The sequence below is a fragment of the Cryomorpha ignava genome (genome assembly GCF_010686655.1).
GTDB classification, from domain to species: domain Bacteria; phylum Bacteroidota; class Bacteroidia; order Flavobacteriales_D; family Cryomorphaceae; genus Cryomorpha; species Cryomorpha ignava.
This window is the reverse complement of sequence record NZ_JAAGVY010000012.1, coordinates 66,058-88,190: the sequence shown is the minus strand read 5'-3', so window position 1 is coordinate 88,190 and position 22,133 is coordinate 66,058. Positions and strand designations below refer to the sequence as shown.

Genomic DNA, 22,133 nt, shown 5'->3' with positions numbered 1-22,133 from the left:
AAAGCTCGCCGTAAGCAACGAACTTCCCAGATTGAGGACTTAAATCATACCATACGATTACATATAATCAGTTTGCGTGAAATATATCATTACTATGTCAGTTTTGACAATTTGTGGTAGGCTAAAAATCCCACTTCTTACGCTCCTTAGTTACTTCTGTGTCTTTTTTGACTTCGCCTACAAAAATACCGGTCTTTTTCTTCTTTCCAATGTAATCCAAGTTACCCCATTCGCTGATAAGCTTGCCATTTATTTTGCAAAATTGCAGGATTACCTGTAAGGCATCCCGAACATTATAATGGTCGTATTCCAAATCTAATACCCGAGCGTTAATCGCCGTATATTCTCCAGGACTTATATCAATTACTTCTTGAACATAATTCAGAAGCTCTTCTTTTTTATCATTGCTATTTAGCTCAATGGCATTCTTAAATGCCCGTGCTATTTTTTTTGCATTCAACATGAATAACGAAGGCGTTGAATACTCTGAAAACATCCGGATAAAATCGATCTCTTGTTGAATGCTTTGAATTACATTTCGCGTTAAGTCGGCTACCGATTGCGCTAAATTTGTAAGCTGATCTTTGCTGCTTACATTTTTGTTTATTTTAAATAAGTCGGTTTCCAAATCGCCGAGAAACTGTGCGTATTTGAATGCAAATTCACTCAAGTCGCGGTGGCTAGCCATAGCAGCACATGGAGGGATGTAATTTACATCTTCGGTTATTTCACCATTTTCAACGCTAAATCGTGCTATGACTGCACTGTTTTTAAACACATTTTTATTCACGCCATTCACCTGTACGATTTCCACATCTAATGCCCGTTCAAAATAAGGCATTCTGGCTGGCGATTCTTCCTGATCAGGCTCGCCATACAGATGCGGCTCATCGCTATTTGCACGCAAAGTGATATAAAAATCGCCGTTTGTTTCTAAGATGGCCTTATCAAGCTTTACCGTTTTCTCAAAGTTCTGATGACTCGAATTGGATGAATTCGCAATAATTTCTATTCTATCACCTGCAGGACTTATAGCTCGGCATTGCCTTACCTTAATCTTTAAATTGGCAGTATCGTCAACCCTAAAATCGAAGTCTAAAGCATTCTTTGCATTGGCACCGGAAGGGATTAATCCAAAATTATCATTTCGGAGCCCGGTTGCTCTGCTATCTTTAACGCGTGCTTCAATTGCAGATTGCAATTGGTGAAAATGAGCCTGAGAGATTTTCATCCCATCTGCCCAGTTCACATATCCATATTTTATTGGGTCAAACATTAATAATCTTGATTTTGAATGCGTTCAAAATAAATGTGGCAATCTTCTTGTATTCCGTTATCTTCTACTGTAAGCTCTGTGTCAATAAATCTTTTCTTTTTTAAGACCTTCGTAATGCCACTGTTTTCTGTTTTAAAAAACCATCCCAGCGTACCTTGCTGGGGTGTGAGTTCGCCAATGGGATTTTCGGGACTTCTATTCTCGTTATAATCGCGCATAAAAAGATAGATGAGTTCACCAAAATTGGCTTCTTTTGGAAGTTTTACTTTTACGGTAGTTACAAAATTCTCATTCTCTTTTCTACGAAAGTTAAGATTTGAATAGATTACTCTGTCTCTATTCCAGGTAGGTTGTTTTTCTATATAATTTTGCGGAAACTCCCAATATTTATATTCCTTACTTTCAATTTCTGCAGCGTACTCAAAAGCTTCATTAATTAGAAATGGAAGTAAAATTGATATCGTACTCGCAGCTAAAAGAGCTGAAATTGAAAAATTGGTTTCAGATACGTATGAGGGTATTATTTTTGGTAGCACCATTAACATGAGTAAAATCCCACTAAAAACTGCCAGATAAACAGCAAGGCTTAAAAAAAATCGTGGAAAGAATTTACCTGAAGGTGCCCAATCAATTTTTTTGAGCATACGCGTTTTGTGCCAATGGCCTAGAAGAAGACCAAGGACAAAAAAACCAATGAATAGGGTTTTAAGTACGGAATATGATGAGGTTGTGTAAAATGGTATAAAAACTGCTAACCCCATTAAGATCCCTATCAGAAGAAACAATAGAAAGTGCATCACCACGGCCTTATTAACCTTAGCTTGAATACCTTTGGCTTGGCCAAATTTTGCTTTGCTTGTGCGTTTTATACCTTGCGATTCTGCGTAGCCGCTTCTCATTCCTGCTGTTGGGTCGCTCATAATGTACTTGTTAGTCCGAGAATACTTCTCTGATTGGGGTCTTTTTCAAATGAAATAGCGGTGTCTGCTTCTAGTATAATTGTTTTTTCGACAGTAAAATCGAGCGGCACGAATGTTTCAATAATAAAATCAAGTGCTTTGTTGCTTTTTTCGCCCAATGAAAAAGAATTTGCCGTGGATTTACCTATTGGCCCCAGCTCAATATTTATTTGATATTTTGTAATTCTCAAGTTTGAGCCAATGGTAGTATTATTTCCTAAAAAGGAATTTCCCATAATTCGTCCGCCATTTTTAATGGGATATTCTACAGATTTCAATACCTTTTTAATAGAAACATTTATTCCCAAAATCATATTAAAAGTCTGCTGTATCCATGCTACGTTCATTGAAATTTCTTTTGCATAAGGCATTACTTTGCAAAGCATAGCCACTTGCCACTTTTCAAATATAGGAGGAATTCCCCAAAATCGCTGAAGGCTTTTAGAAGCACTTATGCGATCTACCGAATTTTTGCCCGTTTCGTGGGCATAGATGTGGCATTTCATCTTCACCAAATAATGGTCTAAAGGCCAAAAAAACCGACGTGTGTTTTCTTCTATTTCATTATTGTAAATATGATCTTCTCGTATATCTTTTATCGATTTAAACTGCTTTGATTTTTTTGATTTGTGAAATAGAAGCTCGGGAAATCCATCGTAGATTCCATTTCTATTCAACTCAACAATGTCGCGTTCTATCTTAAAGCTGTTTTGATCTGCAGGGTGCGTTTTTTCAATGTCGTTTCTAAAATTGCGCTTAAAACCACCATTTACATAAAGTAGCTTTTTATCATCAAGTAAGCCAGTATAATCAGCTTCAACCATATAAGCTTCTGCTTTTATATCGCCGTATTTAGGTTCTTGTATGTCAGCTCGCTTAATCATTTAAAATAAAAATTTGTAAAGGCATGCTAAAGTTAGATTTCGCTTCTATTTCTGCTTCAAACCTTTGAATAATATAATCTTTTAGAGCATCATCTTCCAAAGAATTTCTAAAGGTGATGTAGATATTCAGCTGCTGAATTAAGCCGATTTTGGGTTGGCTTGATTCAGCAATTTCTTTTCGAACTTCAATTGATGCAATGTCATTTCCGCCAAGGGCGTAGCATAGACTTTTTATATCGGCAATGGTTACAACACTTTCTTTGGCTAGAATAGCATTCTTATAATTTCTAATTAATTCTGCGTCCATAAGGCCATCGGCACCACCCACACTATTCAAAACTAATACGGCTTGCCCATTTTCAGACAGTCCTATAGTTTTACATTCTAGACTGCTATTGGTATTTATAGCATTTGCAAAGTCACCATCAGTTGACCAGAAGTGAACATAAATATTCTCATGATTTTTGATCGGCGTAACCATAATGTAAGGTTCTGAACCGGATGCGCCTGTAAACGAAATCCGTTTCTCTATTTTTTCAATGGTCTGCTCTACGGTATTGAGGTCTTCAATTGTCGAGCTCACATTTGCAGAAGTAAAAGCCTGTTTTTCTTCACGGATTAAATCTAATAAATACTTGAGATAGCCATGGCCATCGCGTTCATCTATTCTGCCTACGCTTCCGGTTCTTACCGTATAAGTGCCTTTTAGTGCTTCATCGAGACGTAGTGAATCTTGCTCAGTGTAAATTTCGCCGCGACTAGTTTCTACCCGTTCCACGCTTAAAAAATGACCTTCAAATTCAAATTTCCGAATATTTAATTCAGGTTGCAGCCTAAACACTTGTCTGCAAAGCTTGCGATTAAGTACCGGGAAACAATTTATTTGGATAGTTACTTCATGAAGTTGCTTCGTATCAATCTCTGGTGGAAATAAAATTTTTATCCAAGTAATTTTTGATTTTTCATCGAGACCGAGCTGTTCTTGAAGACCTTCAAAAGCTGAATTTTCTGTTTTACCGGCTTCTATAATTTGTTCTTTCGAAAGGGATAATTTTATAAACTGATTTTGGTAAAAGCCCATTACAGTGCGCTCAATTTTCAGAAGTGCATTGAATTTTTCATCAAAATAATCACGCTTATTTTCTTTGGCGCTTAATCCCCAATTTGTAGTTACTTTTTTGCCATTTAGCAGAGTCATATTTACTTTGGAGAGAGAGTTGAACAGTATCTTTTTTGATTTTTCAGAAAGCCAATCAAAATACAAATAAAAATCGCCGGCGGATATATTTTCAATTCCTAGAATTATTTCATTACCATGGGTTGCGGTGTCTATTCCGCGCAGGAGCGTTTTATTAAGTGTTTGTACACTGTACCCTTTTTTCTGCTCCAGTCTAAAAAGTATTTTCCCGGTATTAGTTGGGAATGTCCCGGCAGGGGTAAAATTTAAAGTGCGGTTTTCTACGCGATTAAACTTCGCTTTGTTTTGCCATTTTTTCTCAAAAGTAAAGTGGTCATAGCGCGATATTTCCACATTTTCTGAAGGTTGGAATTGCAGAATACTATGCGCGGGAATGGCTGTCTGTAGCTGATCTGGCATGAGCTGTCGCGCAATGCGTTTAAGAATTCTGGCTTCTGAATTTTGTAACTCGTTTCCAACCTTTTCAACTTCTTTTGCCACGCCTTTCATCAGTAGACGCACAAGCGGGTCTATGGAATTAATTTCTGACTCGCGGATATTCCATACTTCCAATGCAACTTTTTGCATTCGTTTATAAACCTCGGCTTCACTGAAATCGTGCTGTAGCATACTTTTAATCTGTTGAAAATGGGCTAATGAAAATACTGTCCTTAAAATAAAAAGGTTCGTTGGTTGAAGTTAAGTTGGCATTGAGATTAATAGTAAGGCATTTTTGCAAGCGCACGGTACTTTGGTTGGTATTATCGCTTTTAAATTCCTTTTCGGTTATTTGAGCTTTTATTACAATATTCATAAGGCGCTGCTCATATTTTTGCAGTAGTGTGGTCATTTGAAGCGACATTCGGTCAATCCAAATTTTGCTTATTTGCGAATGCTCAAACTCGTGCTCCCATATTTCACAGCCAAATTCAGGATCGAAGCTACATTCATCAAACGATGTAAGCAGCAAAAGTCTAATTTGCCCGGCAATGCTATCTTCAATGGCGCACTTAGGCAATATCTTATCCTTTAAAAATGCCGTAGTATCTAGGGGCAGCCTATAGCTTTCTAAAATCTCCGCCATATCAGTTTATTTGTACAATTGCACCTTTTATTGTCGTTAATGCGGCACTTTCAACCAATGTTGTTGCTCCACCTTTGACAATGGCTTCAGTTCCCGCTTGTAAATCAAGTTTCATACTTCCAGAGGCTAATAGGTTGGCGCCAGAAGATAATTCCAAATCCTTACCACTTGAAAGTTCACATTTGCCATCAGCTGTCATTTTGAGGTCTGAACCAGCACCAATGTTTAAGTTGTCACCTGAATTTATCTCGGTATTTCCGCCAACCTTAAAAACCACGTTTTCGCCGACGGAGATTTCCAAATTCGTACCAACATTAAGGGCCATTTTTTTGCCAGTAGTAAATTCCATGTCACCATCCGTCTTGATAACAATTTTACCATCTTCGGCACATATTAACTCAAGACTATTGTGATTATTTCTTATTATGATTTGGCCACCATCATCAAATAAAATCTCATTTCCGCTTTTGGTTTTTATTGATTTTAAGTTGTTGTTGTCTTTAGCTCTTTTACCAAAATTATTCTTTCCATTATAGAGTGAACCCAACACAAAAGGGTAATCAGGATTTCCCATTTCAAAACCTACCATTACTTCATCGCCTTCTTCGGGTACAAAATAAAACCCACGGTTATCTCCTGTATGTGGCATAACCATGCGAAGCCAAGGAGATTGTACATCTGAACTCCAGTCAAATAGCACTTTTATGCGTCCCAGTTTTTCTGGATCTTTATTGTCGGAAACGATGGCAGAGCATTCACGAACTTCAGGAAATGCAATATTCAAACCGGTAGGAAATAAGGCGTCTTTTGGAATAGCAAGAAAATGGTTTGAATATGATTTTGCTCCAAAAGCACTATGCGATATACTGGTCACAGTAAATTCACCACTGTGGTGTGGATGTTCTATTTTAATTGTTGAACCAACAGTAATTCCAGCCACATCACTTTGGCAATTTACAACGAGTAAGCTGGCCATAGCTGAACTCTCTGCCATGTCTAACTGATGTTGAATTTGTTTTTTTTCGTTTTGGAGTCCATCACCTGAAAGTGAAGAAGGATAAAAAACATTTGATGCTTCAGAGCCCGTAAAAACATTTGATGCTTCAGAAAGCGCGTGGCTCGCAATATCATCTGTATACCTTGTTTTTTTTGGCTTTATTTGTTCAACCTCATGTTTTTTATAGTTTCGAAAATTTACCGTAGGTCGTGAGGGCGCCAAAGAATAGTTGTAATCGAGGTGCAAAATTCGATTTTGTTTTAGCACAATCGTGTTCTGAGACGGTTTTAATCCCAGGCAAAAGTTTGAGCCATCATAATAACACCATTCACCATATTGATAGCACAGCCGTTTTATAAAGTCAAAATCGCTTTCGTTGTGCTGCACTGTGTACATCAAATTATCGGTTTGCGTGAGATTGTCTTCCATTTTTATTTCGCTTGAAAGATGCTTGATTACACAATCGCTGTAAATTTGCTTTATCCCTTTCTGGCTGTAAGCCTTAGAGTCTTTAATTCCATCCATCAATATGGTGGGACTACTGCCAGTAACACTTACCATAGCGTGCTCCCAGCGATGACCTATTATATTTACGTTTGTAACAATTCCCTTAAAAACCGATTGGTCGTTTTGTCCGTCACGATCAGCATCTGTAGCCGTACCAATGGTTATTTCTATGGCACGACCAATACACTTTTTGAGGGCTGGAAATGGGTCTTCATCATTTGCAAAATTCACAAGGCTGCTCAAGGGTAATTGCACATCAAAATTATGATGGTCAAAAATGACTTGATTTAAATTGATTGAACTTATGCTCTGGAGTTTTGTGCCATCAAGTATTACGGTTGTTTTAAAATGTTCGGCCATGGGTTTATAAGGTTTTTATTCTTGTTCGTATTCTGCTTTCCAATCTGCAGAATCTGGATCGTCACCTTTTTGTCCGTCCAATTTAAAAACGTAGTTTTTAGCAGGGAAATAAGGAGTCATGTGAATATCTAGGAAAACGCGATCTTTTTGATCTTTATCTTTTTCAAAACGCAAGATTTTGAATTTTTCAATAAGCCTTCCCGGACCCGTGTTTTTATCTAGAAATTTTACAATTTGAGATCTGATTTCACGCTCTGTCTTAGAGTTGAAATTTTCAAATGCGCGACGGTTTAGGAAATCCATCAATACTTTTGAAATATAATCAAAAACGCGAACTACAGAGTAAGTTTGAAGACCGATATTATCTCCATTAAAAAGGGTTTTGGCCGAGAAGGCAAGTACTTTTCCGTACTCATTTACCATGGGTACTAATCCCATTTTTTCGAGTTCAGCGATTTCACTTTTTCTCAAGTCAAATGATACGCCATCAACTTCATTCATCGCACCGTGCTTTTTACCGGCAGTAACCTGCGACATAAGCGAGCTGTAGATTTTTCCCGCGAGGGCAGATGAAGGAGGTACGAGAACATCATTTTCTTCACCGTATTCATCAGCTTTTTTGCGACCAACCAGCCAGTTACAGCCCATTACTACATTTGATTTATACACATCACCACCGGCTAGATTTTCGGCTTGAAAAAGCTCCATTACATCATCCGGATTATCTAAATGTCTGAAATCTGTAACCAGTGTTGCCTTGTTGGAATGGCATATTTTTGCCCATTTTTCTACTACTTTATTAGAACCCAAATAGCCCGGAACTACAACGAGTCCATAATTATCGCGCAGGTCAAGACGGTCAAAGCAATCTTTGAGCTCCTCGTTTACCGTATCGATAAACTTGGGATTGTCAAGATCTGTAAGTTGCTCCATAGAAGCATTCATGATGTTAACATTCTTCAGCTTATCACTCTCTGTATTGGCAAAAAACAGTCCCAGGGAACGGTAAGATTGCTCCATTGCATTGGTTTGATCTAAAACTGTTTTCATGTTTTCACCAAATAGAGCGTCGTACTGAACAGCTTTTGCCTCGCAGGTTTCAATTGTTTGGGCAATATCATCAGATTGACTCAAAATATCTACCCAAAGCGCTAACTTGTTTTTAAGCTCCTTGCGGTGCTTGGCATTGTGCGATTCAGTAAGGAAAATCTGTTTCCGCGCTTTTCTATTTGGATTCAAATTTTGAGTTCCATCTACTGTTGCTTCTATCAAATCAAATCCGCCATATTTTGCCAAAGCATCTACGGCAGTATCTAAATCCTGATATTTTAGCTGCTCCTTATTTTGTAATTTCTCGTCAGACATAGTTGTTGTAGTTTATAGTGTGCTTTATTATGCGTTTTGATCTAGTTCTTGAATAAGTTGTTTTAGCGAATCTACGAGAGCAGCTTTGCTTTCAGAATCTTGCAGTGCTGAGTTCAATACTTTATTTGATCTCAATTGCTTTACAATGCTGTTCATTTCGCTTTTCTTTTGCATCAAATTCTGCATAAATTCGCTTTGGTTGGTAAGCCCTTTTGGAGCAAAATCGCCAATATTCGAAAATTTAAGATTCTCTTTTATCTCTTCACCTTCTTCGCCTTTAAGCGATACGTCAGCATTGGGTTTGTAGTGCTCAAATACTTGATCTACATTGGTCAATCCCTTCACCACTTCTGGTTTTATAGGGTCGTTTTGGGTTAGCTTTTGCGCAAAAAGTGTTTTGTTTTGGGGCAAATCTGCAAATGCTTCGCTAGCATCTGTTGGGCGTTCTGTGCCGCCTATTCCATATTCAAGTGGGCTCATGTTCTTTAGTTTTTAAAATATTAAATTTAATTTCTTCGTTTTCTAATTCTATGTGTATTTCGTCGCCGCTCGCCAATTCTTCGCCTATTATCATTCGCGAAATCGGTCGGCGCAATTGATTCCTGATCACTCCATTTAGCGGTCTGGCACCATATTTTGGTGTAAACCCGTCCATGGCCAGTTTTTTCCTGGCTTCGTCGGTAAAGGTGATTGAGATGTGTTGCTTTTGCAATGCTTTTAATAGGTGCGAAAGCTGTATGTTAAAGATGCGCTCTACCGTATCTTCATTAATGGGTCTAAACGGAATAATCTCTGTTAGTCGTGCTAAAAATTCCGGTCTGAAAAAGTCGGCCATTATTTCCATCAGCTCATTTGAAGCGGGGATATTTCCTTTTCCAAATTCTTCGATAATATGGCCGCTCCCGATATTTGAAGTAAAGAGCACAACAGCATTTGTAAAATCACCCACTTTCCCTAGTCTGTCATGTAGTTTTCCCTCATCGAGAATCTGCAAAAACAGGTCGAAAACAGAGGGGTGCGCTTTTTCGATTTCATCAAATAAAACGATAGAGTAGGGCTGTTGCCTGATTTTATTTACCAGCAATCCACCTTCTTTATAGCCGACGTAACCTGGAGGTGCTCCGTATAGCAATGCCGCAGAATGTTCTTCTTTAAACTCGCTCATATCAAACCGAATAAGACTGCGCTCATCGGCGAATAAGAAGTGCGCCAAGGCTTTCGCTAATTCGGTTTTACCCGTACCAGTTGGCCCTAAAAAGAAAAATGAACCAATAGGTTGGCCTGCCTTGGTCAATCCGGATCGCGATTCCATGATGGCGTCTGAAATAATTTTGATGGCATGGTCTTGACCGATAACGCGGTCTCTAAGTGTTTCTTCCATATTGAGCAGACGTTCTTTTTCCTTGCTCTGCACCTTGCCCATCGGGATGCCTGTTTTGTAGGCTACCATTGCGGCAATATCTTCTTTAGCAATTTCAGTTTTTTCTTCTGTTGCTTTGTCTTTTAGCGCATTGATTCCACGTTTTATATAGTCGAATATTTCTTGAGGTTCTGTGAGCGCACTCGGATCCTGATCGTCGGTAAGCGTGGCAAGCAAAATTGGACTAAGCCGATTTTCAAACTCGTACAAGAGATATTTTACTTCATCTTTTTCTGGATCTTCAATTTCAATGAGTGTGTCGTATCTTTCTTGTAAATGTTGAATATCTGAACCAGACGTATCATTCATCATTTTAATGGCGGCCATAGTTCTGTCTATAAGATCAATGGCTGCATCTGGTAATCTTCTATCTTTTAGGTATCTACGTGCAAGTCTGATAGCTTCCGTAGATGCATCCTTGTCAACCGTTATTTCATGGTGTTTTTCGTAAAAGGGAACGACAATATCGAGCATTTGGCGGCAAACGTGATCGTTTGGTTCTTCAACACGCACCATTTCAAAGCGGCGCATGAAGGCCTCTTCCGGCTCCAGAAATTCGCGAAATTCGTCGTTAGTGGTTGCACCAATTACGGTAATTTCGCCACGAGCTAGTTCGGGTTTTAGTAAGTTTGCCACCCCTGATAATCCGCGATTGGGATCCATCAATGCGTGAACTTCGTCAATGAAAAGGGTGATTTTTTCACTGCCTTTTAATTCAGCGAGTACTTTTTTAATACGGTCTTCTATCTCGCCTTTATACGATGCTCCTGCTACGAGTGCACCAAGATCCAGTTCTAAAAGTTTAGAGCCTGCCAAGTGTTTTGGCACTTTCCCGTTTACAATATCATTTGCCAATCCTTCTATAAGAGCTGTTTTCCCAACTCCGGGATCTCCTACAATAATTACGTTTGGTTTTGATCGGCGACCTAATATTTCGGCTATCATTTTGGTTTCACGATCGCGCCCAACAATAGGATCAATTTTTCCGGCTTTCGCCAATGCGGTTTTATCAATGCAGAATTTTGAAATAGTTTCATTTACTCCATCGTTACTTTTTTGGCCGGTTTTTTCTCCAACATTATTTTGGCCGAGTTTACCATTTCCGGCTTCATCATTTTCTAAAACATCGAGAAGTTCTTCGCGCAAAATTGGAAAGGAGCGCATTTGCTCAAAGCTAAAAGCAACGCCGGGCGTAACCAAAGCTGCGAGTAGCGAAAGTCCATCTACCTCTTCTTTTCCTTGTTTGATTCTTACAAAATCTGCTTCACGAAGAACGGCGTGAATGGTTTTATCTTGCTCAATTTCAGAAACCGGGAAAGAGCTCTTGGGATAACCTTCAATGCGCACATCTGCCCACTCACGTATGTAGCCAACGTCTTTGCCCATGGTGTCGAGAAAGGCTACCAAACCAGCTTCGCGACGCATCATGGCGCGTAGCAAATGCGGACTTGAAAAGTTGCCATGACCATACTCACGAGCTATATTCTTGCTCTGATCGAGTGCTTCTTTTACTTCATTTGTCAACATTAAATTCTGGTTGCTCATATTTTCATTTCTATTTGGTTATACCCCGAGTAGGTGGGCGAATTGAGGTTTTTTGCTTCTGCCAATAGGCACCATTTTATCATCGCTCATTATTACATGACCGCCTTCGCTCCGCACGTATTGCTTTATGTGGTCTATGTTGATTAGGAATGACTTATGCGCTCTAATAAAGCGTTTACTATTGAGCATATTGTCAAAGTGCTTGAGGTTTTTAGAGATTAAATATTTATGATTGTGCGTAATAATTTTGGTGTATTCCAAATCTGCTTCACAGTACATAATATCATCAGGACTCAAAAACACATATCCATTGGTAGTAGGAAAAAGTATTTTTTTGAATTTATAATCTGTTGATGCGGGCACGTAGTGACCAAAGTTTGCAACGCGTCCGGCTTCACGCGCCTCAACTTTGCGCTTTAATGTGCGTCTGAGCTCTATTTGTGAAATCGGTTTTAAAATGCAATCGAATTTGCTTGCTTTTACATTTTGATAAACGTAATTATTGTCTTTTGCCAAAAACACGTAATCGCATTTTGTTGATGAGGTATTTCCGAAAAATTCAGCCCCCGTAAAAAAGGGAAACTCAATATTCATAAAGATCAGATTTGGCTCATCTCTATATATTCTGTTATGCGCTTCTTTATAATCTCTGAAAACGCCTTTCGACTTAAAATTATCTGGAAACGCCTTCAATTCCATCTCCAGCAGGCGAATGGTGTTTTCGTCATTCTCTACAATATAATATGTAATTGGGGCTATTTTCATTGGTTGGTTTGGTTGTCTGCACAGTTGTTGGTTAGGTTAAAATCTTAACAAGACTATGAATATACAGTGTAACATAATGCGGAAGTGTGAAGTGTTACAAATATGACTACTAAATGACCCCTTTGCTTCGCGGTTTTTAGTTCTTGGTGTTTGGTGTTGGGTTTTCGGATGAGAAGGGCATTTAACGCTTGCGCACCCCATCGGAAAGATCTTGACATTTTACTTCAAAGCCAAAATCGTCATTGGCAACTCCGAGCGGGTAGCTGCCGGACCCTTGGAACATGCTGACCGCAGCGTCAGAGCACAATTTCGTTTCATGAATAGATTTATTTCCAAAAATTTCCCTTGATTGTTTTCGCCTGCTGGTACCATTAAGTCCTAGAGCGTAGACAGACTTTGCGGGGGCAAATGATTGATCTGAGAATGGAAGAAAATGTGTGGCTGATGTTTAAATCAAACGACAGAACTAAAGTTTCCATTCAAACCAAAGACCAAAAACAAAGAACCGAAAACCAACTAATACCCAAAATCCCAACCGGATGTATCCTCTTTAGTATCTTCGTGTTTCTGAACGTCTAACGGATTTTTTTCGACTCCTGTTTTTGAAGGTTCTATTACCGAATTGCTCGTAGGCGCTTCATTCACTTCCGGAATTTGAGACGCGGCAAATTTTAACTTTTCACTTCCCTTAAATATTCCTTTCATATCCGTTTTAAGGTCAGAAAATTCGAGCTTATTTTCGTTAAGAGCATATTCTACCAGAAGCCCGTTTTCATCTTCGGCGATAAATGCTTCTATGGGACCAAAAAATTCTTTGAGCTGGTCTCTGTCGCAAGTGGGAAGAAAAACACGGAGTACACGTGGGTCGTAAAACCGAAAATAAAGTTCGCGTCCATCTTCCGTAGAAACTATTAGGAACTTACGCAAGTGGCGATATAATTTGATTGGCTCTGCGCTAGATCGTAAAAATATCCCCCAATCGTTCGTCGGGGCGTTTTTCGCTATCCAGTTGGCAAAGTCAGATTTGGGATCAAAATCAAAAAGCCAAGGTGCTACTACGCTCAAAAATTTCTCGCTATCGCCTTCATAAAGGCATGTATGCTCTGGGTTCAGCTCACGCGCTGTTGCCATTTCGCTGTCCATGCGGGCAGAATCTAGGAGGATGTAGTTTGGTGAATTCAAAGTTTTTATCAGCCTTTGATTGGTCTTTGGATAGGTGTATTTAAGCTAAATGTACTGATTGATAGAAAATATGATTGAAATGAAATCAAATATGACTATTAAATGACCCTTTTCTATTTGAGGGCATTTGTTCGAGCTAAATTTTGTGTAGTCGGTCTTTCATGACTAAAGTATTTCTGATTCTATTTATCCCGAATAAATTACCTGACACCATTTCTCCGAATAGCTTTTATCATGCATTTTACCCGATAGTTTTCACTACGGCTCTCTTGAATGAGCTCGGCATCTATTTCGGGGCTTGGAGGCGTTTTTAGTTCATATTTAATCCAATGGAAAAGTAATTTCTGAATATTAATTTCTTTCTTGATATTTCTTTCTCTACCCAGTTCAATCATGTTTTCAATCGTTGCGCTTATTTGGTCATCTGTTTTAGATTCAGCCCACTTTGGTGTGTTTTCCTTTAGAAAAGCAATCGTTTTCTCAATAAATTTTTCTTTCTTGGGAGTACCGAGAGCTTCTATTTGGGCTGTTCTAATAAGCATTTTAATTGTCTTGAAGTTTGTATTGGCTTGTCTGTCGAGGCGCCTCTGCATTACTGTTAAAGGTCAACACTAACATTGTCCGCAGGTGGTGTTTTTTTATACTCCAGCTAGGTTAACCCTTGTCAAGTTCTATAGTGGTTTGATTAATTATTTCTCCACTTTCTCCATCAATGGTAATTTCAAGTGATTCTGCAGTACCTATTTGCCACTCGATAGTCCATTTAGGTTTGTTTTCAATAGTGTTTCTCGAAATCCGTGTTGTGTTTTTTAATAGGTTGATTTTTTTTTCATCACAAAATTCCAGCACATCTTCCCAAGTATAACTAAAGGGTTCATCATAATCTATTGTGCGTTCTAATTTGCCGTTGTGGTCATAATATTTCCAGACACCTTTTTGAAATTGGTTGTAATACATCAAACCGTGTATCTTAAGCACTCCGTCGGGGTAGTATCCTTTTCGATCTTCGAAAAGCTCGTTTGGAAAACGCGCGTAGTCGAAATACCCACTTTCTGAATCTCCAAATTGAGTTACAATAGCGCCGTCTTCTCTCTCAAAGCGATAAGTTTCATCAGCATCTTTGTTTTGGTCGAATTTTTTTATGTTGAACGTTTCCATTTTAGGTGTTTGCTTTTTGTCATTTAGGTCGTTTTGGCCTTCACTTGTATGCGTGCATGCAATGGAAAGAAATACGATAATGAATAAATAGAAAATTCTCATTTCTCTTTTACTGAATTTTTACGAATTAACGGCCATTGCCATTGCCACGTGCTTATTACATCAAGCGGTGGAACGGCAATGTCTGAATAATCCATAATATTATCTGTCTTGTTTTTCTCAAAGGTAAATTTGCCATCATTGTCAAAACTATGATAGAGACCCATTGCATGAAGGGTTTCGTGAGCTAAAGTACTATCAGCAAAGCCTTTTTTGTAAACTACAACAGCACGATTAGCACCGCCAATTCCGTATGAACGGCCATAAAGCCCTCCGGCATCTTCGTTTATGAAAAAAAGTTTGTAGTGCTTGCTGTATTTAGCTGCGCCATATTTGTCTTCAAATTTTTTTATAATGTGGTCAAGAAGGGCATCGCTACCTGCATTTTTAATTTTGCCGCCGCTAGAATAATTCGTATTGAATGTAGAATCATTAGATAAATTCAAACTCTTTGAGATGTGAGAGGGATTAACAAATGCTTGATTGAGGTATTTTTTTAATTCATCCTCTCTACCCGATGGAGCCGCTTTATTGGGTGTGCCAGTTGCATTAATATCTGTCCACACTTTAACCATCACAAAATCTGCAGTATAGCGCTTAGCTTTGTCATTGGCTTTAAAAATCAGTTTCCCTGCAAACTGACCGTCAGCAAGAATTTCGATTTTTTGGTCTGAGCTGAATTCTTGAACACATGTCACCTCCAAATGGTTTTTTAAACTCCGTTTGCCAATTGACGTTTCAGCCAATTCGGTTATATTTAGGTTGAAAAAAGCAGAGTCAAATTTGAATTCAATTTTACTTACAGCGTTCTTAACTTCCACCTTCAGACTAAATTTAGCTACTTTTCCAGGTAATAAATTTACTATTGCTACTGAGTAGAAATCGTTGGGTCTGGTAGGATGTTTAAGGAGCTCATATTCTCTTGTAAGACTGCTGTAATCTGAGTTGCCTTTAGTAAAAACTCCTGTTGTATATACTTGCTCAAGTGCTCCAGTTGAAGGCTCTCTGTATCTACCTACAATATTCTTGTACCAGTCGTCACCATTATGACCTGTATCACCGGTTCGCATCCAATCAAAACCAAACTCTCCGTTATAACCGCTATGAGGTCTAAAATATACGTGAACTTCAGGTTTAGGCAGTTTTAACGTGCCTGTGCTTGCAGTTTTACTGGTGTCTGATTTTAGAAATACACTTGGCATAATTAATTATTCAGTTTTACTCCGAGTTCAATTTTATGTTTATCTCCACTCACGGCTATAGTGAGTTGATTGTTCTCAATTTCCTTTCCTTGATAGGTAAAGTCGCCCGGATGATCATAAAGATTAACAATGACTTCTTCACCTGATATATTTTCTGACTCGATGACCAGAATAACTTTCTTTTCATCTTCTACTTTGGAAATATTGTTTCCATGCTCGTCAGTAAAATAAATTTTAGCAATCTTTTTTACGATTTCGTCGTTCTCTTGGGGAGCCACCTCAGATCCGGCACCGTTCTCATCTGCTGCAGGCTCATCATCCGGATCACTTTCAGGTGCTTCACACAACTCGCAAAAAGGAAGGCCTTCATCAGATGCTTGCGTTACCGCTGCTATCTGAGAAGCAACCACTTTTATTTTAGTCAAAACTGATTTCTCAACACCTTTTACCTTATCAATTGCGTCAATTAAAACCTGCACTTTAGCCGTAGCGCCTCCACCGCCGCCTCCGCCTGATGATTCGCCAATAAGAACTGTAGGGCAACCAACCACAATTGTACCTCCATGGGCGTTGCTATCACCCATTCGGGCTGCTGGTTTGCCGCCAATAAATACACCTGCAGAGCCTAAAATAATAGTATCGGGAGGCCCCGTACACACGCACATATCACCCATCACGGCTGCTGGCATTCCGCCTATTAACACGGTAGGTACTCCAGGCCCGATTATAGGCCCGCCGACATGAGGTACGGGTGGTGTGCCCGGAGTTACCATCGGGCAAACATGCATATCTCCTACGCGAGCGGCTGGTTTTGACAAAATGTGGTTAGTATCGGTTTAACCAAATGTAAGCCTACTATCCTTTAAAAATAAGGCAGGTATTAGAAAATGACTATTAAATGACTAATTCAAAAAATCGGCCGATTTTATTATTTTAATAACCTTGCAAGTCATCTTCTCCCAATAAATTTCGCTAGAGCTAAAGGGATAGATTTCTAAAAGGGCTATTTAGTAGTCATTTCTGGGGTGTTTGGCTTTTAAACCAAAATTTTCATCTTTTCATCGTCTATATTTGATCACTTGCGGAATGAATGCACTACTTTAAAATCATGCTGTTTATCCCTTAATAATAGATAAATACTTACAAGTAAGCGGTCAGTAAAATCTACTGACCAGGTGAATAGCTTAATCATTTAGAATTAGAAATTGATGAGACCATTAAATAGCAAAGAGAGGCAAAAAGCATTTTGGAAATTTACACTGCTATTCTTTTTGGCAGTTGTGCCCGTTTGTACTGCAATTTATTTATACGGCAGAATAGATAAAGCCGAGAATGCTTTTCTGCGAAGTGAATATGAAAAACGGGTTACTGTAAAAGCCACTGATATCAATGTCAATAAGTATTATGAAGATTTTCATCAAAAAATTGATGACGTAAATTCTCTATTGACAAAATCAGAACCCAAGGTTTTAAATAGCCAGTTGTACGGAGATATAGACGTGGCAATTAAGGGGATAGAAGTGGAGTTACAGAAATTTCAAAAGAATGTAATTGCTTCAAGTAGAGGTTCGGCGGTGGACTCGTTAACTGCAAATATGATATCTTCTCAGATTGATAATCTCAAGATTTTGAATAGAATTTACAGAAAAACAAGCGATAAAATTATTAGTCAGGAAACGGAACTGGAAGATACAAATGACAAATTGACCGAGTGTCAAAGTAAAATGAATTGAAACCAATAGAAATGGAAAGAATCATCTATATACCTTTTCTAATTATCATCCTTTTGGGATTGATAATAATGGGCTTTGCCAAGTCACCAGAAAAATATGCTTCGATTTCGTACGAGATGAATAATGGTGAGGCAGTAGCTAACCTGACATCAGGAAATGAGTATATGTTACGGATTAAAGTGGAAGAAGGAAAGAGCCTGGATAGTGAACAATTATCAAAAGGTTATTTTTGGGATGTTAAAGATCCCAGAGGAGAAAGCTTCCACGCTTATCAATTGGCGCCACTTTTCACATTTGTTGAAACAGGTAGGTATGTTGTAGATACTTATCAGCCAAATGGGAGACTAATTGCAACCGATACCCTCATGGTATCAGAAGGTGAGTATATAGATTTTGAATTGGTTGAGGAGTCGATTGCTGAAGGTGACGATGCTGTGGCGATGAATAAAAGTACCTATAAAAACGTAGAACACGAATGGGTGGTGCTAACAGAGAAAGGCAATGAATTATTTCTGGATGACAGCGACACCTTAAAGTTTGCATCGCCCGATCCAGGCTACTATACTATAATGCTGCGCTTATTCTATGAAGGTGACACTATTGCTTCTGAAAAAAGTCTTACTGTAAATAAAAAGCAGGTAGTCCGGGTGGAAAAACCACGATCTGCGCCAAAGCCGAGAGCGACTCAGGCGGTTGTTCCAAAAGCGACTATCCCCAAACCCAAACCGACCGAAAAATCTACTGATGGGTGGTATAAATCAACGAGCAGCTCGGGTCAATTTGATTTGGGTCCGGCAGTACCATCTAAAAATAATCAGAATTTTTCGGGTGGAACGGTGGTTATTGAGTTAACTCCTAAAACTGATTTACAATTGAGCGAGTTTTCCTTCTGGGGAAATTACAATACCGGAAACTACAGCATTGTTTACGAATGCACCACCTGTAATGACGAGAATCAGAAAAGACTAAATCCATTTGTGTTTCGAACTGGTAACGATTATTATGATCCTCAGGTACGACGGCTTGATTCAAAACGAATTGGGTTTAAGGCAGGCCATACCTACAAGCTGACTTTTGTTACCCAGGAGAATACGCAAATGCAATTCGAGAAGCTTTCCAAAACGAAATATGAAAATTCCAATTTGACGCTGGAGTTCATTACAGATCGCAGTTCCATTTTTGGATTGACTTTCAAAACCAGATAGACAATGAAAAAGTGGACTTTATTTTTAAGTTTTTGCGGATTAATTGCCACTTTGCAGGCACAGCCGCCATGCACTGCGGGAACGGTTTCGTCAAGTCAAACGATATGTTCAGGATCTTCGGCTGCTACGCTATCCATTTCCGGCTTTACAGTCGGAGCTGATTTGCAATGGCAGTCTTCCTTGAACAATATTGCCTTCACCGACATAGTAGGCTCGACCGGATCATCTTTTGCTCCCGGAAGCTTAATGAGCACTACTTATTACAGGGTTGAGGTTAGCGAGGTTTCATGTCTTACGGCATTTTCAGATACCCTATTTGTAACCGTAAACCAACCGCCAACGACAGCGCCTACGGCGATTGCGGGATATACAAGCGCAATCTGCAGCGGCACTTCTTTAATCCTTACTGCATCTGGTGGAAATGTTGGATCAGGAGCTGACTACCAGTGGGGAACAGGTGCCGTAAGTGATGCGAATGCAGTGTTTTTAGGAAACCCATTTACGACAGGTAACCTTACGACCGATATAACTTATTGGGTGAGACTAAAAGGAAATACGGCTTGCCAGCAAGCCACTGCTCATTTCTCTAAAGCAATAACGGTTCATCAGCCACCAACAGCTCCTACAGCTATAGCCGGTGGTGATAATATGGTTTGCAACGGCGCGTCCGTAACGCTTATGGCTACCGGAGGATTAGAAGGTTCTGGCGCTGACTATCAATGGGGTTGGGGAAATCAAGTGGGCACAAATTTGATAACTACCACTGATCTTAATAACTGGCAGGCAACTTCATTGACTTCCGATACTACTTTTTGGGTTAGGCGTATCGGAACCTCTTCCTGTACAACTACTACTGGTGGTGTAAGCAAGCTTATTACCGTTCGTCCGGTTCCGTCTGTGATTATTACCAATCCTGGAGAACTTTGCCAACTGCCCGCACAGCCAATTGTGATTACCAATGCAACAGTCGGTCAGCAGCCATTGCAAATTCAATGGGCAAGTGCAACTGCACAATCGGGATCAGTAAATATTACTTCAGATACTGAAATAAATTTAAACCTTACATCGGCGGGTGACAACAGCAACTTCATTATATCGAGTTACGGATTTACAGATGCGCCCGTTTGTACCAACTCTACTCCAATATCTGCAGTGTTTGGTGTAAAGCCGCGCCCCATAATTACGAGTATTTTGCACAACGATCTAACACCATCTGATAATTCCTTGTGCCAGGGATATGGGCCTGTTGAATTTCTAGTTCAAACACCCGACACAGTTGATTGGGAAGCGAGTTACTTTATTAATAATCAATTTAATGAAGGGGCAATAAGTGAAAATCCGTTTAATGTGCAAATTGATTCGGCAGGGACTCACAAGTTCGTTGTAGATTCACTTTGGTACAATGGAGGATTATCCTGTGGTTATAATCCGGCCGATTATGAACTGCCTGGTTTTTATTCTAATTCTGTAACCATTAAACCTACACCACCGGCAGTAGAATTTATAGATGGTGCACCCTCAATCTTGCAATTTTGTAATTACGCATCTCCGCTTGTCATTGATAGTGTGGCCAGAATTAATGACCTTAATCCATGGGTAGATAATGGTTCAGGCTACAACATTGAATGGAAAGATTCGAATGACAATTCAGCATCGAGTCTCAATAATATTCCTTTGGAAAATGGTGGTGACTATTATCCTGTTTTTGAGTTAAACGGCTGTCATAGCAAACTAAATAGCTCCAGCTTGTCGTTTATTATCAACCTTATACCCTTGCCAGATATGCTGCAGTCAAGTCTGGTATTTCCCACGAGTATCTGTAGCGGAACACCTTTTGATATCTTGTTTAATCCAAGTGAAAATATAAGTCATTTCGCTGTTTCGGATTTCATTTTTAATTCCCCACTGAGTTCTCCAAATATTACAGATGCATCGAGCTATCCCAATATACCGGGATTAAATTTTTCAATTACCAATTCTTCGCCTACCGCAACTAGCTGGGATGCTAATATTTACGCGCAAAATAAAAATGTTTCTGAAACAAACCCTGTAACATGCTGGGCTCTTCCTGTTCCCATTGAAATTTTAGTAAATCCAAATGCGACATTCAACCCCGCTACTGCTAATTTTGAATCTTGCCAGGATGGCCCCAATTTTATAATTGATCCGGGATGGAATGGAATAGGAGATGTTGACTGGGACGACCCTTTGGGTTTACCGGCATCGGTTAGCATTGATCAAATAACCAAAAAAATTACTGTGGATATGAATGCGCAGACTGTGCCTCCCGGTATATATCCTATTCGCATTTCTGGCGGATATCCAGATTCAAATTGCGAAGTAGATACCATTTTTAACGTAAGTATATACGCTTCGCCCGAAATCGCAATGCGCATTCTGGATGTAGACGCTACAATCTGCCACAATGAATATACGCATATAGAAGTTATTGATCCCCATCCAGATTATGAATATCAATGGTCATGTACTGGTTGTGAATCAAGTTCAGCTGCCAGCACTTATTTTTTACCCCACTGGTTAAACCCCGAGCCGCTAGCCGGTATCTGGAGTGATTTGTCGGCCACATATAGTATTACAGTTACAGATGCTTCCACAAGCCAGAGGTGCGCCAGTTCAAAAAATACAACTGTAAATGTTCTCGCCGACTACGCATCTTGTCCCGAAGGGATTGACTTTTTTCTTCCCAACGGACTATCGGTAGTAGATGAACCGGCCTTATATTTTCAATGGTATGACGTAGAATCGGCGGGAGTTTTTTCCGCGATTTCGGGAGCGACAGATCAAACCTATTTTCCAAATGATGCTTTAGAAGGATGCGATACTTCGAAATATATTGTGGCAACAAGTCTGTATTCTGATCGCTGTTGGTCAACTACTGTAAATTGCTTCGATCAATTTGAACTAAGAGCTTGCGATGGGCCAAAATCGAAAGCGACTTCACCAAAATTTTTACTTTATCCAAATCCGGTAGTTGGGAGAGATGTCGTTTTAGAAAATCTTTCTGAAGATCTGGAAGGAAGGTATTCTATAGAGCTTATTGATATTGCCGGGAAAAGCTTGATGTCAGATATTATTCAAATTGAAAAGATTGGTCAGAAGAAAATAATACTTCCAAAGGTTGATAAGGGAGTGTATTTGCTTCGCCTTTCAAATAGCAGGCACAGTGAGACATTTAAAATCATTATTAATTGAGA

17 protein-coding genes and 1 pseudogene are annotated in these 22,133 nt (G+C 39.3%); 3 read left to right on the top strand and 15 right to left on the bottom strand.

From position 1 onward, the window contains the following. Positions 1-121: 121 nt before the first annotated feature. The 15 genes and pseudogenes from G3O08_RS08690 to G3O08_RS21165 all read right to left on the bottom strand — a co-directional run. Positions 122-1,276, bottom strand: coding sequence for a hypothetical protein (locus tag G3O08_RS08690; protein WP_163284942.1), 1,155 nt, complete (start codon positions 1,274-1,276; stop codon positions 122-124). Further along, a complete protein-coding gene (locus G3O08_RS08685) occupies positions 1,276-2,196 on the bottom strand; it encodes a TssN family type VI secretion system protein (RefSeq protein WP_163284940.1) in 921 nt (306 codons plus the stop codon). The genes G3O08_RS08690 and G3O08_RS08685 overlap by 1 nt, the downstream gene beginning before the upstream one ends. Continuing rightward, positions 2,193-3,119, bottom strand: a complete 927-nt coding sequence (locus G3O08_RS08680) for a type VI secretion system baseplate subunit TssG (protein ID WP_163284938.1) — start codon at positions 3,117-3,119, stop codon at positions 2,193-2,195. Before G3O08_RS08680 ends, G3O08_RS08685 begins: the two co-directional genes overlap by 4 nt. Continuing rightward, a complete protein-coding gene (locus tag G3O08_RS08675; protein WP_163284936.1) occupies positions 3,112-4,926 on the bottom strand; it encodes a type VI secretion system baseplate subunit TssF in 1,815 nt (604 codons plus the stop codon). The genes G3O08_RS08680 and G3O08_RS08675 overlap by 8 nt, the downstream gene beginning before the upstream one ends. 4 nt (positions 4,927-4,930) lie before the next feature. Then, positions 4,931-5,380, bottom strand: coding sequence for a GPW/gp25 family protein (locus G3O08_RS08670; protein ID WP_163284934.1), 450 nt, complete (start codon positions 5,378-5,380; stop codon positions 4,931-4,933). A 1-nt stretch (position 5,381) separates the two neighbouring features. Continuing rightward, positions 5,382-7,244, bottom strand: coding sequence for a type VI secretion system Vgr family protein (locus G3O08_RS08665; RefSeq protein ID WP_163284932.1), 1,863 nt, complete (start codon positions 7,242-7,244; stop codon positions 5,382-5,384). 15 nt (positions 7,245-7,259) lie between these two features. Further along, on the bottom strand, positions 7,260-8,609 hold the full coding sequence (locus tag G3O08_RS08660; protein WP_163284930.1) for a DUF5458 family protein: 1,350 nt from the start codon (positions 8,607-8,609) through the stop codon (positions 7,260-7,262). Positions 8,610-8,636: 27 nt separating this feature from the next. After that, positions 8,637-9,089: a type VI secretion system contractile sheath small subunit gene (locus G3O08_RS08655; RefSeq protein WP_163284928.1), complete on the bottom strand. Its 453-nt coding sequence runs from the start codon at positions 9,087-9,089 to the stop codon at positions 8,637-8,639. Further along, on the bottom strand, positions 9,076-11,574 hold the full coding sequence (locus G3O08_RS08650) for an ATP-dependent Clp protease ATP-binding subunit (RefSeq protein WP_163284926.1): 2,499 nt from the start codon (positions 11,572-11,574) through the stop codon (positions 9,076-9,078). Before G3O08_RS08650 ends, G3O08_RS08655 begins: the two co-directional genes overlap by 14 nt. 18 nt (positions 11,575-11,592) lie before the next feature. Further along, complete coding sequence (locus G3O08_RS08645) at positions 11,593-12,339, bottom strand: LytR/AlgR family response regulator transcription factor (protein ID WP_163284924.1); 747 nt, start codon at positions 12,337-12,339, stop codon at positions 11,593-11,595. A 516-nt stretch (positions 12,340-12,855) separates the two neighbouring features. After that, positions 12,856-13,521: a DUF4123 domain-containing protein gene (locus G3O08_RS08640; RefSeq protein WP_163284922.1), complete on the bottom strand. Its 666-nt coding sequence runs from the start codon at positions 13,519-13,521 to the stop codon at positions 12,856-12,858. A gap of 200 nt (positions 13,522-13,721) precedes the next feature. Beyond that, positions 13,722-14,114, bottom strand: coding sequence for a hypothetical protein (locus G3O08_RS08635; protein ID WP_204336819.1), 393 nt, complete (start codon positions 14,112-14,114; stop codon positions 13,722-13,724). A gap of 61 nt (positions 14,115-14,175) precedes the next feature. Next, positions 14,176-14,781 (bottom strand): toxin-antitoxin system YwqK family antitoxin, encoded by a 606-nt coding sequence (locus tag G3O08_RS08630; protein WP_163284918.1) that lies wholly within the window; start codon positions 14,779-14,781, stop codon positions 14,176-14,178. Beyond that, entirely contained in the window at positions 14,778-15,980 is a 1,203-nt protein-coding gene (locus G3O08_RS08625; RefSeq protein WP_163284916.1) for a hypothetical protein, read from the bottom strand. Before G3O08_RS08625 ends, G3O08_RS08630 begins: the two co-directional genes overlap by 4 nt. Before the next feature lie 521 nt (positions 15,981-16,501). Continuing rightward, a pseudogene (locus G3O08_RS21165) lies at positions 16,502-16,798 on the bottom strand (PAAR domain-containing protein); the annotation flags it as partial. Positions 16,799-17,188: 390 nt separating this feature from the next. Between G3O08_RS21165 and G3O08_RS08615 the strand changes: the two are divergent. The 3 genes from G3O08_RS08615 to G3O08_RS08605 are packed head-to-tail and all read left to right on the top strand — an operon-like array spanning position 17,189 to position 22,131. Continuing rightward, entirely contained in the window at positions 17,189-17,713 is a 525-nt protein-coding gene (locus tag G3O08_RS08615) for a hypothetical protein (protein ID WP_163284914.1), read from the top strand. A gap of 11 nt (positions 17,714-17,724) precedes the next feature. Then, positions 17,725-18,918 carry a hypothetical protein gene (locus tag G3O08_RS08610; RefSeq protein ID WP_163284912.1) on the top strand — a complete coding sequence of 398 codons (1,194 nt, stop codon included), beginning with the start codon at positions 17,725-17,727 and terminating at the stop codon, positions 18,916-18,918. 3 nt (positions 18,919-18,921) lie between these two features. Continuing rightward, positions 18,922-22,131, top strand: coding sequence for an Ig-like domain-containing protein (locus tag G3O08_RS08605; protein ID WP_163284910.1), 3,210 nt, complete (start codon positions 18,922-18,924; stop codon positions 22,129-22,131). The last annotated feature ends 2 nt before the right edge of the window (positions 22,132-22,133 follow it).

What these genes read in the sequence shown, in the direction of transcription:
- G3O08_RS08690 (WP_163284942.1), bottom strand. Translation starts at nt 1,276, where the DNA reads ATGTTTGACCCAATAAAATATGGATATGTGAACTGGGCAGATGGGATG.
- G3O08_RS08685 (WP_163284940.1), bottom strand. Translation starts at nt 2,196, where the DNA reads ATGAGCGACCCAACAGCAGGAATGAGAAGCGGCTACGCAGAATCGCAA.
- G3O08_RS08680 (WP_163284938.1), bottom strand. Translation starts at nt 3,119, where the DNA reads ATGATTAAGCGAGCTGACATACAAGAACCTAAATACGGCGATATAAAA.
- G3O08_RS08675 (WP_163284936.1), bottom strand. Translation starts at nt 4,926, where the DNA reads ATGCTACAGCACGATTTCAGTGAAGCCGAGGTTTATAAACGAATGCAA.
- G3O08_RS08670 (WP_163284934.1), bottom strand. Translation starts at nt 5,380, where the DNA reads ATGGCGGAGATTTTAGAAAGCTATAGGCTGCCCCTAGATACTACGGCA.
- G3O08_RS08665 (WP_163284932.1), bottom strand. Translation starts at nt 7,244, where the DNA reads ATGGCCGAACATTTTAAAACAACCGTAATACTTGATGGCACAAAACTC.
- G3O08_RS08660 (WP_163284930.1), bottom strand. Translation starts at nt 8,609, where the DNA reads ATGTCTGACGAGAAATTACAAAATAAGGAGCAGCTAAAATATCAGGAT.
- G3O08_RS08655 (WP_163284928.1), bottom strand. Translation starts at nt 9,089, where the DNA reads ATGAGCCCACTTGAATATGGAATAGGCGGCACAGAACGCCCAACAGAT.
- G3O08_RS08650 (WP_163284926.1), bottom strand. Translation starts at nt 11,574, where the DNA reads ATGAGCAACCAGAATTTAATGTTGACAAATGAAGTAAAAGAAGCACTC.
- G3O08_RS08645 (WP_163284924.1), bottom strand. Translation starts at nt 12,339, where the DNA reads ATGAAAATAGCCCCAATTACATATTATATTGTAGAGAATGACGAAAAC.
- G3O08_RS08635 (WP_204336819.1), bottom strand. Translation starts at nt 14,114, where the DNA reads ATGCAGAGGCGCCTCGACAGACAAGCCAATACAAACTTCAAGACAATT.
- G3O08_RS08630 (WP_163284918.1), bottom strand. Translation starts at nt 14,781, where the DNA reads ATGAGAATTTTCTATTTATTCATTATCGTATTTCTTTCCATTGCATGC.
- G3O08_RS08625 (WP_163284916.1), bottom strand. Translation starts at nt 15,980, where the DNA reads ATGCCAAGTGTATTTCTAAAATCAGACACCAGTAAAACTGCAAGCACA.
- G3O08_RS08615 (WP_163284914.1), top strand. Translation starts at nt 17,189, where the DNA reads ATGAGACCATTAAATAGCAAAGAGAGGCAAAAAGCATTTTGGAAATTT.
- G3O08_RS08610 (WP_163284912.1), top strand. Translation starts at nt 17,725, where the DNA reads ATGGAAAGAATCATCTATATACCTTTTCTAATTATCATCCTTTTGGGA.
- G3O08_RS08605 (WP_163284910.1), top strand. Translation starts at nt 18,922, where the DNA reads ATGAAAAAGTGGACTTTATTTTTAAGTTTTTGCGGATTAATTGCCACT.